12 protein-coding genes are annotated in these 16,509 nt (G+C 36.7%); 9 read left to right on the top strand and 3 right to left on the bottom strand.

Annotated features, from left to right (window positions below; genetic code table 11):
* The first annotated feature begins 257 nt into the window (after window positions 1-257).
* From RM706_RS05690 to RM706_RS05665, 6 genes are all read left to right on the top strand, one after another.
* Window positions 258-1,034, top strand: a complete 777-nt coding sequence (locus RM706_RS05690; protein WP_311350061.1) for a DUF3108 domain-containing protein — start codon at window positions 258-260, stop codon at window positions 1,032-1,034.
* Between the two features lie 9 nt (window positions 1,035-1,043).
* Window positions 1,044-2,009 (top strand): tryptophan 2,3-dioxygenase family protein, encoded by a 966-nt coding sequence (locus tag RM706_RS05685; RefSeq protein ID WP_311350060.1) that lies wholly within the window; start codon window positions 1,044-1,046, stop codon window positions 2,007-2,009.
* A 3-nt stretch (window positions 2,010-2,012) separates the two neighbouring features.
* Window positions 2,013-3,326, top strand: a complete 1,314-nt coding sequence (locus tag RM706_RS05680; protein ID WP_311350059.1) for a M23 family metallopeptidase — start codon at window positions 2,013-2,015, stop codon at window positions 3,324-3,326.
* Complete coding sequence (pgi, locus tag RM706_RS05675; RefSeq protein WP_311350058.1) at window positions 3,292-4,929, top strand: glucose-6-phosphate isomerase; 1,638 nt, start codon at window positions 3,292-3,294, stop codon at window positions 4,927-4,929. The genes RM706_RS05680 and pgi overlap by 35 nt, the downstream gene beginning before the upstream one ends.
* Before the next feature lie 156 nt (window positions 4,930-5,085).
* A complete protein-coding gene (locus tag RM706_RS05670; protein ID WP_311350057.1) occupies window positions 5,086-8,295 on the top strand; it encodes an outer membrane beta-barrel protein in 3,210 nt (1,069 codons plus the stop codon).
* Window positions 8,296-8,384: 89 nt separating this feature from the next.
* Window positions 8,385-8,822 carry a hypothetical protein gene (locus RM706_RS05665; RefSeq protein ID WP_311350056.1) on the top strand — a complete coding sequence of 146 codons (438 nt, stop codon included), beginning with the start codon at window positions 8,385-8,387 and terminating at the stop codon, window positions 8,820-8,822.
* 6 nt (window positions 8,823-8,828) lie between these two features.
* Here the strand turns inward: RM706_RS05665 and RM706_RS05660 are convergent, their stop codons facing one another.
* Both RM706_RS05660 and RM706_RS05655 read right to left on the bottom strand, forming a co-directional pair.
* Window positions 8,829-9,344 (bottom strand): hypothetical protein, encoded by a 516-nt coding sequence (locus RM706_RS05660; RefSeq protein ID WP_311350055.1) that lies wholly within the window; start codon window positions 9,342-9,344, stop codon window positions 8,829-8,831.
* 50 nt (window positions 9,345-9,394) lie between these two features.
* Window positions 9,395-10,432 (bottom strand): endonuclease/exonuclease/phosphatase family protein, encoded by a 1,038-nt coding sequence (locus tag RM706_RS05655; RefSeq protein WP_311350054.1) that lies wholly within the window; start codon window positions 10,430-10,432, stop codon window positions 9,395-9,397.
* Between the two features lie 94 nt (window positions 10,433-10,526).
* Here RM706_RS05655 and RM706_RS05650 point away from each other — a divergent pair, with 94 nt between their 5' ends.
* From RM706_RS05650 to RM706_RS05640, 3 genes are all read left to right on the top strand, one after another.
* Window positions 10,527-13,271 carry a TonB-dependent receptor gene (locus RM706_RS05650; protein WP_311350053.1) on the top strand — a complete coding sequence of 915 codons (2,745 nt, stop codon included), beginning with the start codon at window positions 10,527-10,529 and terminating at the stop codon, window positions 13,269-13,271.
* 123 nt (window positions 13,272-13,394) lie between these two features.
* Window positions 13,395-13,871, top strand: a complete 477-nt coding sequence (locus RM706_RS05645) for a c-type cytochrome (protein WP_311350052.1) — start codon at window positions 13,395-13,397, stop codon at window positions 13,869-13,871.
* 75 nt (window positions 13,872-13,946) lie between these two features.
* On the top strand, window positions 13,947-14,657 hold the full coding sequence (locus tag RM706_RS05640; protein ID WP_311350051.1) for a DUF4488 domain-containing protein: 711 nt from the start codon (window positions 13,947-13,949) through the stop codon (window positions 14,655-14,657).
* Between the two features lie 142 nt (window positions 14,658-14,799).
* On the opposite strand, the gene RM706_RS05635 is transcribed toward RM706_RS05640, so the two are convergent.
* The gene (locus RM706_RS05635; protein WP_311350050.1) at window positions 14,800-16,428 is read right to left on the bottom strand and encodes a SulP family inorganic anion transporter; all 1,629 of its coding nucleotides are present in this window, start codon (window positions 16,426-16,428) and stop codon (window positions 14,800-14,802) included.
* Window positions 16,429-16,509 lie beyond the last annotated feature (81 nt).

Here is a 16,509-nt window from a genome sequence, read left to right as displayed (position 1 = left end):
ATCAAAGTTAAAGTTGGTTAAAAACAAAAACATACAATTGCATACAACATATATTTGTAGAGCAAGAGGGGTGGTTCCCTCTTAACTTTAAGTATTGGTTTTTCATAATTTAAAGTTTGGTTGGTTATTTAGGAAAAGCCTTGATGTGTACATCGGGGCTTTTTTTGCACAATACTTTGGAACAACTTTTGTTTAAATAATTGTAAAAAGCTGTTAGCTAGCACGTATTTTAATAATTTTACATCAACTATGCAGTTATGAAAAAGATACTCATATTCATATTTTGCTTTTCTGCAATTTCCCTTTCTGCGCAAAAAACAATGGCTTATAAGTCGGGGGAATGGCTTAAGTTTAGAATTCACTACGGTATTTTCAATGCTAGTTTTGCAACTCTAAAATTGGAATCTGAAAAATTAGACACGGTTCCAGTTTATCATGTCATAGGTAAAGGAAGAACAACAGGTTTAGCAAAGATTTTCTTTAAAGTGGACGATACTTATGAGAGCTATTTTGGCAGATATGACAATAAGCCCTACAGGTTCATTAGAAAAATTGATGAGGGTGGTTATACCAAGGATATTGAAATTGACTTTGATTATGAGGAAGATAAAGCCTTATTAACAGATAACAAGAATAAAAAGAAGTTTGATTTTGAAATTCATGATAATGTACAAGATTTACTTTCGGCAGCTTACTATCTTAGAAATAATTTTTCAGTTGAAGAATTAGTTATTAATGAAAGTATCGTTATGGATATGTTGTTCGATGATGATGGAATGTACCAGTTTAAACTCAAATTTTTAGGCAAAGAAGTCGTAAAAACCAAGTATGGTAAAGTCGAATGCTTAAAATTTAGGCCGTATGTACAATCTGGTAGAATTTTTAAAGAGCAAGAAAGCTTAACTTTGTGGGTGTCGAACGATTTAAATAAGATTCCCATTAGAATCAAAGCAGATTTAGCTGTAGGTTCAATCAAAGCCGATTTAGATGGTTATAATGGACTTAAAAATCAGTTCAAAATAATTATGGATTGATTATCACCAATGAAGAAAGATGAGCTAATTGAGTCCCAAATCAACAAGCTTGAAGAAAAATTTAAAAACTCTGGTCAAGATTTAAGTTCTTATCTAGATGGTCTTCTCTACCAACGTTACCTTACGTACTGGGACTATATACATTTAGACACCTTACTTAGCATCCAGGTTCCACGAACCCACTTTCCAGATGAAGAAATTTTCATCATGTACCACCAAATTACCGAGCTATATTTTAAGCTCATTCTACATGAAGAAAAACAAATTGTTGATGACAAATCGCAAGACTTAGCGTTTTTTATTTCAAAGGCAAATCGAATCAATAGTTATTTTAAGGCATTGACATCTTCGTTCAGCATCATGATAAATGGTATGGAGCGAGAGCAGTTTTTGAGGTACAGAATGGCTCTATTGCCAGCTAGTGGTTTTCAATCGGCACAATATCGCATGTTGGAAATTTATGCCACTCCAATGCAAAATTTGGTACACCATACTGAGCGAAACGATTTTTCAGAAAAAGATTCCATTGAAGAGCTTTATGAGCATATTTATTGGAAAAAGGGCGCAACTGATCTTAAAACCGGAGAAAAAACTTTAACCCTCAAGCAATTTGAATATCGTTACACCCCAAGATTGATACGTATTGCCAATCAGGTTAAAGGAAGTACTATTTATGAAAAGTACCTTAGCCTACCTGAATCACATCAACAAAACAATACGTTAATAGGGGCACTTAAAAACCTTGATATCAATGCAAATATCAATTGGCCATTAATGCATATGGGGTCTGCTTACCGTTATTTGGCAAAAGATAAAGCTACGGTTGATGCCACGGGAGGCACCAATTGGAAAGAGTATTTGCCCCCAAGTTTTCAAAAAATAATATTTTTCCCAACTTTGTATTCTAAAACCGAGTTAGAAACTTGGGGAAAACAATGGGTGGAACATATCTTCAACCCTCAGAATAAAAATTAAAGCATGCAAAAATATTGGGGCATTATTTTGGCATTGGTCGTACTTGTTGCTTGTAAAAAAACACAAAAAGTAGAATCACCGGAAATTGCACAACTTCCGGTTCAACAACCAATTGTCAAGACTTACGGATTTAATTTTGAGAAATTTGATGTTATACATGACACCATAAAGAATGGAGATAGTTTTGGCAAACTAATGCTTCAAAATTATGTTGACTACCCCAAAATTGTAAAAATTGCGGAAGAGTATAAAGATACGTTTGACGTAAAAAGAATCAAGGTTGGCAAACCATACATAATTCTTAAAGCAAAAGACACTACAGAAAAGGCCCAGATATTCATTTACGAAAATGACCGAATCAATTACACCGTAGTTGATTTGCGCGATTCCGTTCAGGCCTACACCAGTAAGAAAAAGGTTAAATACGTTCAGCGCGAGATTGCAGGAGTAATTAAAAACTCCTTATCCATTGATATGGATTCACTTGGCGTTGATTATAATGTCACTTTGAATTTAGCAGATATCTATGCTTGGACTATCGATTTTTTCAGATTAGAAAAAGGTGATGAATTTAAAATAATCTATGATGAACGTTATATAAATGATTCTATATATGCAGGTGTTGAACCCATAAGAGCCGCATATTTTAAGCATAAGGGGAAACCTATCTATGCATTCCCTTATATAGCTGACTCCTTAAAAAGCCTAACAGATTATTATGATCAAGATGCGAACAATCTCAGGAGCACATTTTTAAAAGCACCTATTAAGTTCAATTATCGTTTGTCTTCAAGATATAATTTAAGAAGGCGTATCGCCTACTATGGTTATAAAGTACGTCCGCATAAAGGAACTGATTATGCCGCCGCAATTGGAACACCAATTGTGGCAACAGCCGACGGCACTGTTACAGAATCAAGAAGAAAGGGCGGTAATGGTAAATATGTTAAGATAAAACACAATGGCACATACAGCACGCAATATTTGCACATGAAGGCCCAAAAAGTTAAAAGGGGAGAGTTTGTCCGCCAAGGAGATGTTATTGGATGGGTGGGCATGACCGGTAATACAGGGGGTCCACATGTTTGCTATCGCTTTTGGAAAAATGGCAGACAAGTTGATCCCCTTAGAGAGAAATTGCCTTCTGCTGAGCCGGTAGCTGATTCACTAAAAACTAACTATTTTAACCATATTGAACCCATAAAATCACAACTTGATTGCATCGAGTATATTATCCCAATTAAAAATGAAGAGGAAGACCTCATAACACTTAACCAAAACGATGGCACTATCCAAGATCAATCCAACATCAACTGAAGCGTGGTCTAAACTCGCTTCACATTTTGACAAGACCCAAAATCAAACCTTAAAAACTCTTTTCGAAACTGATTCCTCCAGAGCAAAAAAGTTTACCATAAAGTGGAACGATTTCTTTGTGGACTTCTCAAAAAACAGAATCTCTGAAGAGACCATAAGTCTGCTCTTGGAATTGGCGGATCAAGTAAATCTAAAAGAGGCAATTACCGCTCAATTTTCAGGAAAGCTTATCAATGAGACTGAAGGTCGTGCTGTTTTGCATACTGCTTTACGAGCGAAAAAAGATGATACCGTTATAGCAGATGGCAACAATATAGTTCCTGAAGTGTTTGAGGTCAAAGCGAACATCAAAGCCTTTACAGATACTATTATTTCTGGGACTAAAAAAGGCTATTCAGGTAAAGCTTTTACTGATATTGTGAATATTGGTATTGGAGGTTCTGATCTGGGACCTGCAATGGTGGTTGAAGCGCTTAAATTTTACAAAAACCATCTAAAAACACATTTTGTCAGCAATGTAGATGGCGACCATGTTCATGAGATATTAAAAGAGCTAAATCCTGAAACAACTTTATTTGTTGTCGTTTCTAAAACGTTCACCACCCAAGAAACACTTAGTAATGCAACAACCATTAAAAAATGGTTTTTAAAAGATGCTTCTCAACAAGATATTGCCAAGCATTTTGCTGCGGTTTCAACAAATACTGAAAAAATAGCTGAATTCGGAATTTCACCTGAAAATGTTTTTCCAATGTGGGATTGGGTCGGTGGACGCTTCTCACTCTGGAGCGCAGTAGGGCTTTCAATTGCATTATCAGTTGGGTACGACAACTTTGACAAGCTATTATCCGGAGCAAATGAAATGGACACTCACTTTAGAGAAGCTGAGTTCTCTCAAAACATTCCGGTTATGCTTGCTTTGTTAAGTATTTGGTATAATAATTTTTATGGAGCTGAAACTGAAGCTATAATACCCTATACGCAATACTTAAGTCGCTTTTCTACCTATTTACAACAGGGCATTATGGAGAGTAATGGCAAAAGTGTAGATAGAGGAGGCAATAGAATAAACTATGAGTCTGGCACTATTATTTGGGGCGAGCCAGGAACAAATTCACAACATGCATTCTTTCAACTGATCCATCAAGGGACGAAATTAATTCCTACGGATTTCATCGGCTTTAAACATTCCTTACATGGCGATACAGATCATCACAATAAATTAATGGCCAACTTCTTTGCCCAAACAGAAGCATTAATGAACGGCAAACCAAAAGAAGAAGTTGAAAAAGAATTTGAATTAGTGGGCAAAGCTATATCTGAGGTAGACCAGCTTATTCCCTTTAAAGTTTTTGAAGGCAATAAGCCTACGAATACTATCTTAATTGACAAATTGACCCCTAGATCTTTAGGCTCTCTTATCGCCTTATATGAACATAAAATCTTTGTTCAGGGTATTATTTGGAATATTTTTAGTTATGACCAATGGGGGGTAGAATTGGGTAAACAACTTGCCAAAAATGTGCTCAATGATATTGAAAATTCCGAAATTGGCAAACATGATTCTTCCACAATACAGCTTTTGCAATATTTTAAGAATTGATTAATGATTTCATAATTTTCACGTTTTTATAGTGTGTTGAATTACAGGTACTTATTCATAATTTAAATTGTTTTTACCCTTCATTCTTAACATTAGATTAACGTATTGAATTGAGTAAAAGAAGACTTTTGCGCAGACAATTCAAACACATTTAAAATGAAAAAAATCTACTTACTTGCTGTTGCTGTACTATTTTCCGCAATGGCTTTTTCACAAGGGGTTACCACGTCCTCCATTGGTGGACAGGTAACCGATAACACAGGAGAACCTCTACCAGGAGCAAGCGTTGTGGCAATCCACACTCCTTCTGGTACTACCTATGGAGCAGCAACGGATTTTGATGGCTTTTACCGTATATCTGGTATGAGAATAGGCGGTCCATACACCATCACCATTTCGTACATTGGTTTCAATGATGATGTGAGTCAGGGAATTTATTTAAATCTAGGGCAATCAGAGCGCATAAGTAAACAAATGAGTGAAAGTGCCACTGCATTGGATGAAATCGTTGTTACGGCACAAAACAACGGGATCTTTGATTCTAACAAAACTGGAGCGTCTACTAGTATAGATAACAGAAAGGTAACTGCACTGCCGAACGTATCGAGGTCTATTGCCGATTTTGCAAGGCTTACTCCCCAAGCACAAATTAGAGAAGATAACGAGATTTCAATAGCAGGTCAAAACAATAGATATAACGCATTATATTTGGATGGTGCTGTAAATAATGATGTTTTTGGACTTTCTGGATCGGGAACCAACGGTGGACAAACAGGTGTGAACCCGATATCAATTGATGCCATTGAATCTTTTCAAGTAAATGTTGCACCGTATGATGTTAAATTAGGTGGTTTTGCTGGTGGTGCCATAAATGCCATAACCAAATCAGGGACCAACGAGTTTAAGGGAACCGCGTATTATTTATTCAGAAATCAAGATTTAGCTGGTAAGACACCAGGTGTTGAAGAAGACAGAGAAAAGTTACCCGAGTTTACAGCCGAAACATATGGGGTAAGCATTGGAGGCCCTATTGTAAAAGACAAGTTGTTCTTTTTCTTGAACTATGAAAGACAAGACGATGAAACGCCGACCCCTTTTGAAGGTGTTTACGATGGAGACTCAGGCTTAGCTGGTTTAGAGAACTTCAGTAATTTTCTCCAATCAGAATATGGTTATAACCCTGGCTCATTTGAAACGAATACATCTACCTTGAGCAGTGATAAATTGACTTTAAGATTGGACTGGAATATCAACGAAAACCATAAACTTTCGTTTAGAAACAATTACGTTAAGGCAAATAACTTTAGTGTTGGCAGATCAACAAGCACAAATATCAATTTTGATAATGGGGGACTAGATTTCGAATCAATCAGTAACACTGCATCATTAGAACTAAATTCAACATTTGGCAATAATTTGGCTAATAACTTCATATTGGGATACACTAGAGTAAGAGACGATAGAAATCCAGTAGGAGATCCATTTCCAAGAATAGAAATCAATGATGGAGATTCTCGTATTTTTGCTGGTTCAGAACCTTTTTCTACGGCTAACCTGTTGAATCAAGATATTATAACATTAACAAATAATTTAGAGATTTACTCTGGTCGGCATACAGTTACATTAGGTACACATAATGAATATAGTGATATCACCAATATTTTCTTTGGTAGAAATTTTGGAGAATATACCTATAGCACTCTTCAGGGCTTTTTTGATGATGATGCCAATGAGTACAGAAGTAGTTATTCTGTTTTAGGTGGTGTTGGTGATGATTCAGTTGGAGCAGCTGAATTTGAATTGTATCAACTTGGATTTTATGTGCAAGATGAGGTTCAAATTTCTGATAACTTCAAAATATCTGCCGGTTTACGCTTCGATTTCCCTATCTGGGATGACGGAAGGGGAAATACTGATTTCAATACCAGAGGCATTTCACTTTTAGAAGCTGCAGGCAAAGATTTACAAGGGGCTAGAGTAGGTCAAGGACCTAAAACTTCGGTCCATATATCGCCAAGGTTAGGATTTAACTTAGATGTCAAAGGCAATAAAATGACCCAAATCAGAGGTGGTCTCGGTATATTTACATCAAGAATGCCCTTAGTTTGGCCTGGAGGAGCTTATAACAATACAGGAAATAATGTTGCTAATACCAGAATTTTTCGCCCACGTGATGCGGGTGACCCTAACAATGTACCTAGTTTTAACCCAGATGTTAATACGCAATTCAGAGAAGATACGCCATTTCAAGGTAATATAGATTTACTAGCTGAAGATCTAAAATTACCTCAAGCGTTTAAAGCTAGTTTAGCAATAGACCAGAGATTGCCTGCTGGTTTTACTATTTCAGCTGAAATCTTAAGTAATACTACCATAACAGGATTGAATGTTGAAAATGTAAATTTAGCTGGACCTCAATTTTCTACATCTGGAGCTGGAGCAAGGACTAATTTCGGGGGAGTCACTTTAGATGATACATACGGAGGAATATTTTTAGTGTCCAATACGGGGGAAGGAAAATCTTGGAATACATCTTTGACATTATCGAAGAATTTCTATAGTTCTTTAGTGGACGTTCGTGCACAAGCTACCTATTCTTATGGGGATTCTGATGTATTGTTCGATGGAACATCATCGCAGATAATCTCTAATTGGGCATTTAATGAAAGTGTAAATGGAGTAAACAACCTTACATTATCTACTTCAGATTTTGCTCAGGGAGACCGTTATTTGGCTAACGTTGTGGCCGATTTCAAATGGTCTGAAAACCTTAAAACCACAATAGGTCTGTTTTATGAAGGAGTTGATGGAACGCCTTTTAGTTATGTGGTTGGTAACTTCGGCAGTGCTGATTTGATTGATGACAGTGGCGAGGCTTTTACGGCATTACCATTTATACCTCGAAATTTTACAGAAGCACAACTTGTTGATGATGGAGACTTAACTGCCGAACAACAATGGGAGCTTTTGGATGCTTTTATTAGTAATGATGATTATTTAAGTACCAGACGAGGTCAATTTGCTGAACGCAACGCTTCAAGAGCTAGAATGAGTCACATTGTGGATTTAAAATTGGCTCAGGACTTTTCTTTTAGTGTAAAAGGGGGTAAAAAGAATACCATTCAGATTTCTGCAGACATCTTTAACTTTACAAATCTTATTAATAAAGATTGGGGCAGAAGGTACTTTACAAGTACTTTTGATACAGCTAGTCTAGTAAATTTTGAAGGTTTTGAAGCTGATGGTACCACTCCAACATATTCGTTTAACACCAATATAGATGGTGCACTTAACAATATAGATGATGGCGGTTTTTTATCTTCAAGATGGCAAGCACAACTTGGTTTACGTTATATCTTCAATTAAGTTTAGTAAAAAAGTTCAAGCAAAAGCCCCGCGATTGCGGGGCTTTTTTATGCCTAAAATTCTGTACATTTAAGCATCAAATTTTTATCATGGAAATTGTAAAAAACCTTCATTCTTATTTTGCTTATATCGTATTGTTTATTTTACTCGCCGCTACATTAAATGCCATTACAGGTTGGCTGGGGAAAAAAGAGTTCCGATTTGAAAAAGACTTAAGAATCAGTTTATTTGCGTTGATTTTGAGCCATATCCAATTACTTGTTGGTTTGATTCTCTTCTTTGTTTCTGTAAATGGATTAAAGGCAATTCAAACATTGGGTATGGGTGGCTTAAATTCTGCTTCAAGACTGCTCGCGATAGAACATCCATTTATAAATATCATAGCGCTTGCTTTAATTACCATTGGGTGGTCGCGCCATAAGAAAAAAACCGATGATACCGCAAAGTTTAAGAGTATTGCTATTTTTTATGGGCTTGGGCTACTTTTAATCTTAAGCCGTATTCCATGGGGGCAGTGGTTTAATTAATATAAATTATTCCGTTTTAACCACTTTTACCAAAATCGAATACGATGAATTTATCTGAGTATTAGGATCTTCTAAAGAAATAGTGGTGCTGTTATAGTCTGCACTTTCTAAAGTAACTGAGGTTCCACAATATACAACACCCTCAAACTTATCCCTTATCTCGGCAATTGCCAAAGTGTAATTTAAGGTGTCTTTATCAGTTTCCGACAAGCTGATAACCCATTGATTTTTTTCTTCATTACCTAAAAAAGTTGGCAAGTACAAGGTGTGTTCTTCTTCGATAAATTCTGGCGTTAAATCTTCCGAATTTAATACAATTCCACTAGTTGAAGCATGAATAAAATCCATATCGTAAAATCCGTTTTCAATAAGATTGTTGTTGTCTTCATCTACCAATTCAACCAATAGACTTCTTGAACCAACAAAATCGATAACACCGCCACATTCTTCATCAAAAATATCATCTGAACTGCACGATACCACAAAAAAGCCAAGAATAACGAATAATAATATCTTTCTCATAGTCCATAGATGCTTGTTAAAACTTCTGGTTGCGTTAAGAAATCATTACCCTATTCTATTGTTTTTAGTAAATAGAGATAAATAGGAAAATGATCAGCATAACCACCTTGATAAGTAGTGCCTACATAAGTTCTAAAGGGATACCCCTTGTACTTACCACTTTGATTCTGCAAATAAATAGGGTTAAAAACTCCTACTTTCCAATAAGAGTAATTTGTCTTTTCTTTGCTTATTAGGTTAGATGTGAAAAAAAACTGATCAAAGAGATTCCATTTATCCCGATATGCCAAAGAACCTACTCCTCTTTTAAAAAGCTTCTCCATAGGATTAAAGAATGTAATACTATCTAACTTCTTTGACTTTCCAACAGTCTTTAAAACCTTTTTGAAACTATCATCTATTGGGTCATCATTAAAGTCTCCCATACTTATAACCCGCGCCCTACCATCCATTTTTTGAATAGAATCAATAATCCGCTTGTTCTGTTGAGCAGCTTTAATTCGGTTAGGCTTACTTCTCGCTTCACCTCCGCTTCTTGAAGGCCAATGATTTACTATAAAATAAAACTGCTCATCATCCAATAATCCGCCAACTATCAATTGGTCTCTCGTATAATCGCGTTGACCATCGGTATCAAAAAGTAATACTCTTTGACTTTTAAATGAAGTAGGCATAAAAACTTCTTTCTTATAGAGTAAGGCTACATCAATTCCCCTTTCATCAGGTGAGTTAAAATGGATAATTCCATAATTTTCATCTCGCAAATTATCATGAGCTATTAAATCTTCAATGACTGCTTTTTTCTCGACCTCACAAAGACCGATAACATCTGGAGAAGTAGTAGTAACATCGTTCCCTATTTCATAAAGTACTTTTGAAATATTGGCAATCTTTTTTTGGTAACGCTCTTCAGTCCAACGATAATCTCCCATTGGTGTTCGTTCACAATCAAATACCAAAGTGTCGTTTTTAGTATCGAAAAGATTTTCTACGTTGTAAAAAGCAACGGTCCTTACCTTATAGGTATTGGTAGATTGTGCAAAACAAATTGCAGAACATAAGAAAATAAGAGAAAACAAAACCTTCATAAGATCGAAAATAACCAAGAAGTTGAGTTTTTTAATTAAAAAGTAAGCGGTTTGTGCATTTTTATGTAACATTGATAGACACACCAACCATTTTATGCGATTATTGCTTTCGTTCACTTGTTTATTGTGGACATGCTTTTATTGTACTGCACAACAAACCCAATCGGTTTCAGGCAAAGTATTGAACAACCAGACCAAGGAAATCTTAGCTAGCGTCACTATAGTCATTGAAGGCACTATTTACAATACCCAAACCAATTCGGTTGGAGCTTTTAAGATTGATACCGATCTTCAAGGTGATTTTGTATTGAACATTTCTAAACCGGACTTCAGTGCTCAACGATTGGCAATTTCTTTGGATGGAAATTCCATAGATTTAGGAACCATTTTTCTTGAGAAAGATTTTACTTTAGAAAAAAGTGACAACCTAATTACATTGACCGATGGCGATTTATCTGACGATGATCAATCTACTTCCGTTTCGGCAGGTTTATTACAGGCAACCCGTGATGTTTTTTTAAATCGTGCAGCTTTTGATTTTGGACAGGCATTTTTTCGCGTTCGTGGTTACGATTCGCAAAATGGGCAAGTATTGCTAAACGGAATTGCCATGAACAAATTTTTTGATGGCAGGCCGCAATGGAATAATTGGGGCGGATTAAATGACGTGATTAGAAATCAAGAATTTTCTAACGGTTTAGAAGCTTCTTCTTATACTTTTGGTGGCATTTTAGGCAACACCAATATTGACATGAGACCTTCAACCTTGCGCCCAGGCACTCGACTGTCAAGTTCCATATCAAATCGTACCTATACAGGTCGTTTAATGACCACTTACACTGCTCCAGTTTCTGAAAAAGGTATTGCTTACACCTTTTCAGCATCGCGTAGATGGGCAAAAGAAGGATATTTAGATGGTACTTTATATGATGCCTATTCCTTCTTTGGGGCTTTTGAATATAAGCCCAATGAAAAGCATAGTTTCACTTTGACTTCTATTCTTGCTCGAAACAGAAGAGGGCGTTCTTCTGCTATTACCGAAGAGGTTTTAGAACTTGGTGGCAGAAAGTACAATCCGTATTGGGGCGAGCAAAACGGTAAGATTAGAAATGCCCGAGAGCGAGAAATTTTTGAGCCTATTTTCATGTTCAATCATTATTTTAAAAATAAAAGTTTAAAATTGACCTCAGGTATATCTTATCAATTTGGAACAAATAGTAGAAGTAGGTTAGGCTATTTTAATGCTCCAAACCCAGATCCAACCTACTATCGATACCTGCCCAGTTTTTATATCAATAATCCTGTTGGAGCTGATTTTACAAATGCAGCTTTAGCACGTGAGGGTTTTGGTGAAAATCCCCAAATCAATTGGAACAATCTTTATACTTCTAATTCAAATATCCAAAATGGTGGAAAGGCATCTTATATTTTGAACGATGATACTACCAATGATTCCCAATTGTCCATATCCAGTATTGCTAACATCAATATCAATGCAAAGTTTAATCTTGATTTTGGAATAAATTACCGCAGTATAGCTTCAGAAAACTACGCTCAAGTCAACGATTTGCTCGGGGCAGATTTTCATGAAGATATTGATCCATTCTCTGATACCCAAAACGATATCAATGGCAATTTGAATAAAACGGTTGGGGACATTTTCAATTACCATTATGATATAAAGGCATCCAGATTTAGTTCTTTTGGACAATTTCGGGCAGCATTTAATAAATGGGACGGCTTTATAGCTATTTCTGCATCAAATACAAATTACCAGCGTATTGGGCTATTTCAAAATGAGCGTTTTTTAGAAACTTCTTTTGGTGAAAGTGAGCAAATCAAATTCTCCGATTATGGCTTCAAAACCGGATTTGCCTATAAGCTTACAGGCAGGCATTGGATAAAAGTAAATAGCGCCTATATTTCAAGACCACCGACTTTACAAAATGTTTTCATTAACCCACGAGAAAATAATGAGTTGGTGTCCAATCTGCAAAGCGAACAGATTTCTTCTGCAGATATAAACTATTTTATACGATTACCTGATCTAACAGGTAGACTAACAGGTTTTTATACACGATTTCAAAATACAACAGATATTAATTTTTTCTTTGTTGACGCTGGCTTAGGCTCTGATTTTGTTCAAGAAGCCATTACCGATTTAGATAAACTCCACATGGGCATAGAAATGGGTCTTGAGTACCAAGCCTCATCAAGTGTGAAACTTTCTGCGGTCGCCAATATTGGTAAATACGTTTATGCTAGCGATCCTAATGTTACCATAAATTTTGATACGGCTGGCGCGGAAGAAGATTTAATTGACCCAGAAGGAAACATTGACCTGGGAGTTGCCAAAATAAAAGATTTGAAATTGGCTCAAGGACCTCAACAGGCTTTTGCATTAGGCATTGAATATCGTGATCCTAAATATTGGTGGGTCGGGGCAACAACAAATTATTTGGCGAACAATTACGCTAATATCTCGACCATTACAAGAACACAAAGTTTCTTTCTAGACCCAGAAACGGGAAAAACTTTCCCCGATGCCACTTCTGAAAATGTTGAGAATTTATTGAGACAGTCCAAACTAGATGATTTTTACCTATTGAATTTAGTTGGTGGCAAGTCTTGGCTCAAAAATGGAACTTACATTAGCATTTTTGCCAGTATCAATAATGCTTTTGATACGGTATTTAGAACTGGTGGGTATGAGCAAAGTCGTAACGGTAATTTTGGGCAATTACAACAAGATAACTTAAGGAACGACCCCTCTTTTGCTCCAAAATATTGGTATGGTTTTGGTCGAACGTACTTTTTAAACTTTGCGATTAGTTTTTAGTATCGCAAACGTTATAGCATTTCAGAATATTCATAAACCTCGTAAACTCATAAAAAACATCCAACTTTTAACTATATTAGAGGTTCAATCTGATTAAACAACACTGAACTAAATTCAGCATAAATGAAAAAACTTATCCTATTCATCGCTTTAGGAGCTTTTATTGCAAGCTGCGGTGGTAAAAAAGACGCAAAGAAAGACGGTTTTGAAGTAAGCAGAACCAAAGAGGCTAAAGCAGTTGCCGAAAGTGAAGGCGTCCCCATTGACTTAGACAACAAAGGCATTGGTCCAATTAAAGAAGTAGACTTTTCTGGTGACATTGACACAGAAATGGCCGCTCGGGGTGAAGCTAAATTTAATGCTATTTGTGTGGCTTGCCATATGGTCGACCAACGTATGATCGGTCCAGCAATGGAAGGTGTTTACGAAAGAAGAAGCCCTGAATGGGTGATGAATATGATTCTGAATCCTGATGGAATGCTAAGAGAAGATCCTATTGCAAAGGCGTTATTAAAAGAATATAACAATGCCATCATGCTTAATCAAAACCTAACGGAAGATGAGGCACGTGATGTAGCAGAGTATTTGAGAACACTATAAGACTTAATTATATTTTTTTGAAATGCTGTTATCCATCACAACTGGGTAACAGCATTTTGTTTTAAACCCATTATTATGAAAAAACTAACGCTACTTTTCATTTGTTTGACATTCATCACTTTTTCCAATGCACAATCACTTATCGGGGCATGGGAAGCCATTGTTGAACAAGAGGGCAAAACCCTTCGCAACGTTGTGATTTTTTCAGAGGGGCATCAAGTAGCTACTTTCTATGAGGCAAAAACTGGTGTGTTTATTAGCTCGAATGGCGGAAGTTGGTCTTTAGAGGGCAGTACCCTTTCGGAAACTGTTGAGTTTGACACCGAAAATTCAGAAAGAGTAGGTACAACAAGTTCGTTTGAAATTGAATTGAACAATCAAGAGCTCAAAATAAAAGATTCGCCCATGGTCTGGAACCGTCTCGACGATGGCACACCTGGAGCGCTTTCTGGCGCCTGGTTAATGTCTGGTCGTAAACGAAACGGAGAGTTTCAATCAAGAGACACCAATCGCCCGCGTAAAACCATGAAAATACTTTCTGGAACTCGTTTTCAATGGATTGCTTACAATACCGAAACCAAACAATTTATGGGTACAGGTGGTGGAACCTACACTACCATTGATGGAAAATACACCGAGAATATTGAGTTCTTTTCAAGAGATGATTCGCGGGTTGGCGCAAGCCTAGGTTTCGATTTTGAATTAAAAGATGGTGATTGGCACCATTCAGGTTTCAGTAGTAAAGGAGCTCCTTTATATGAGGTTTGGAGCCTTCGAAAAGATTAAAGTCAATTTTCAATGAGGAAGCATAATCAATGGGATGTTTTCAGATTGCATTTACGACACCGGGCAGTTAGTTCTTATGCGAAGGGCAAACGGTTCCCCGAAACCTAAATGTCAATGTATTCTTAGATAAGACCAGAGAAGATTATAGCCCCCAAACTTTAAAGGGGTTGTGCTCATTTTCATTATTCTTTTTCTTAACCTTATCCGTAACCACTTTATACGTTGGGTCTTCTAAAACATTGACTTCAATAATATCTTCTGCATTTTTAAGAAGCCTAATACAGTCTTTACTCAAATGCCTTAAATGAACATTCTTACCAGCTTTCGTGTAACGCTCTGTTAGCCTGTTTAGAGCTTCAATACCAGACATATCGGCAACCCTACTTTCTTGAAAATCGATAATGACTTCTTCTGGGTCGTTTTGAATGTCAAACTTTTCAGCGAACAACGTGGTAGACCCAAAGAAAAGTGGCCCGTAGATTTCATAATGCTTGATGCCATCTTCATCAACATATTTTCTAGCTCGAATGCGTTTTGCATTCTCCCAAGAATACGCAAGTGCAGAAATGATTACCCCTAATAGAACCGCAATGGCCAAGTTATGGGTTATTGCCGTAATCAAAGTCACTAAAATCATCACAATTACATCTGAATTAGGCATTTTACGGAACGTTTTAAAACTTGCCCATTCAAACGTGCCAATTGCAACCATAAACATTAGCCCCACCAAAGCAGCCATTGGCAACTGTTCTATTAAACTACTTCCAAACATGATAAAAACCAATAACATTACTGCAGCGGTTATCCCCGAAAGTCTGGCACGAGCTCCTGATGAAGTATTGATCAAACTTTGACCGATCATGGCACAACCTCCCATTCCTGATAGAAAACCAGACAGAATGTTGGCAGTGCCTTGAGCAACACATTCTTTATTACTTCGCCCTCTCGTTTCGGTTATTTCATCAATAATGTTTAAGGTCAACAAACTCTCTATCAAACCTACACCTGCGACAATGGCCCCATATGGAAGAATAATCATAAAGCTTTCCAATGTAAAAGGTATTTGTGGGATTGATAATGGAGGAAAACCACCTTTAATAGTCTCACCTTCCCTCATGGTATCTGCAACGGTCAAAGTATCGATACCAAAGCCTAAGACAATAGCTGAAACCACCACAATGGCCAATAATGATGACGGCACTGCTTTGGTCAATTTTGGCAAACCCCATATGATGAGCATTGTTAAAAGGGTCAGTCCAAGCATGATATAAAGTGATGACCCTGATAATAGTTCATCTGTTCCTTTTTCGTAAAAATTAGGAAATTGTGCCATAAAGATGATAATGGCCAACCCATTTACGAAACCAAACATTACAGGATGTGGTACTAAACGTATAAACTTTCCTAGACGTAATAGTCCTGCTAAAATTTGTAATACCCCCGCAATGATTACCGTTGCAAAAACATAATTTAAAATGGTAGTTGGCTCAATACCAGGAAAGGTATTTTTTAATTCTAAAATCAATCCAACAAAAATAACTGCAACGGCACCTGTCGCCCCTGAAATCATACCGGGACGGCCTCCTAAAATTGAAGTAACCAAAGCCAATATAAAAGCAGCATACAGACCGGTCAAAGGTGAAAATCCTGGAATTAATGCAAAAGCAATCGCCTCAGGCACCAAAGCTAATGCAACAGTTAACCCTGAAAGGATTTCGGTTTTATAATCTACCTTTTGTTTAAAGTCGAACAGGTTAAGGTACTTGCGCATATCAGTCTATTTGAAGCCGGCAAAATTAATCCATTATATTTAAACGCAGCCTTTTAAGCCTTCGATTTACATACTCCAACT

Source organism: Croceitalea rosinachiae, assembly GCF_031846445.1.
Taxonomy (GTDB): Bacteria; Bacteroidota; Bacteroidia; order Flavobacteriales; family Flavobacteriaceae; genus Croceitalea; species Croceitalea rosinachiae.
This window is presented reverse-complemented; position numbering and strand designations above follow the sequence as displayed.

Coding starts and splice junctions, on each gene's coding strand:
- RM706_RS05680 (WP_311350059.1), top strand. CDS start 2,013: ATGCAAAAATATTGGGGCATTATTTTGGCATTGGTCGTACTTGTTGCT.
- RM706_RS05645 (WP_311350052.1), top strand. CDS start 13,395: ATGAAAAAACTTATCCTATTCATCGCTTTAGGAGCTTTTATTGCAAGC.
- RM706_RS05655 (WP_311350054.1), bottom strand. CDS start 10,432: ATGAAGGTTTTGTTTTCTCTTATTTTCTTATGTTCTGCAATTTGTTTT.
- RM706_RS05665 (WP_311350056.1), top strand. CDS start 8,385: ATGGAAATTGTAAAAAACCTTCATTCTTATTTTGCTTATATCGTATTG.
- RM706_RS05660 (WP_311350055.1), bottom strand. CDS start 9,344: ATGAGAAAGATATTATTATTCGTTATTCTTGGCTTTTTTGTGGTATCG.
- RM706_RS05690 (WP_311350061.1), top strand. CDS start 258: ATGAAAAAGATACTCATATTCATATTTTGCTTTTCTGCAATTTCCCTT.
- RM706_RS05635 (WP_311350050.1), bottom strand. CDS start 16,428: ATGCGCAAGTACCTTAACCTGTTCGACTTTAAACAAAAGGTAGATTAT.
- RM706_RS05685 (WP_311350060.1), top strand. CDS start 1,044: ATGAAGAAAGATGAGCTAATTGAGTCCCAAATCAACAAGCTTGAAGAA.
- RM706_RS05670 (WP_311350057.1), top strand. CDS start 5,086: ATGAAAAAAATCTACTTACTTGCTGTTGCTGTACTATTTTCCGCAATG.
- RM706_RS05640 (WP_311350051.1), top strand. CDS start 13,947: ATGAAAAAACTAACGCTACTTTTCATTTGTTTGACATTCATCACTTTT.
- pgi (WP_311350058.1), top strand. CDS start 3,292: ATGGCACTATCCAAGATCAATCCAACATCAACTGAAGCGTGGTCTAAA.
- RM706_RS05650 (WP_311350053.1), top strand. CDS start 10,527: ATGCGATTATTGCTTTCGTTCACTTGTTTATTGTGGACATGCTTTTAT.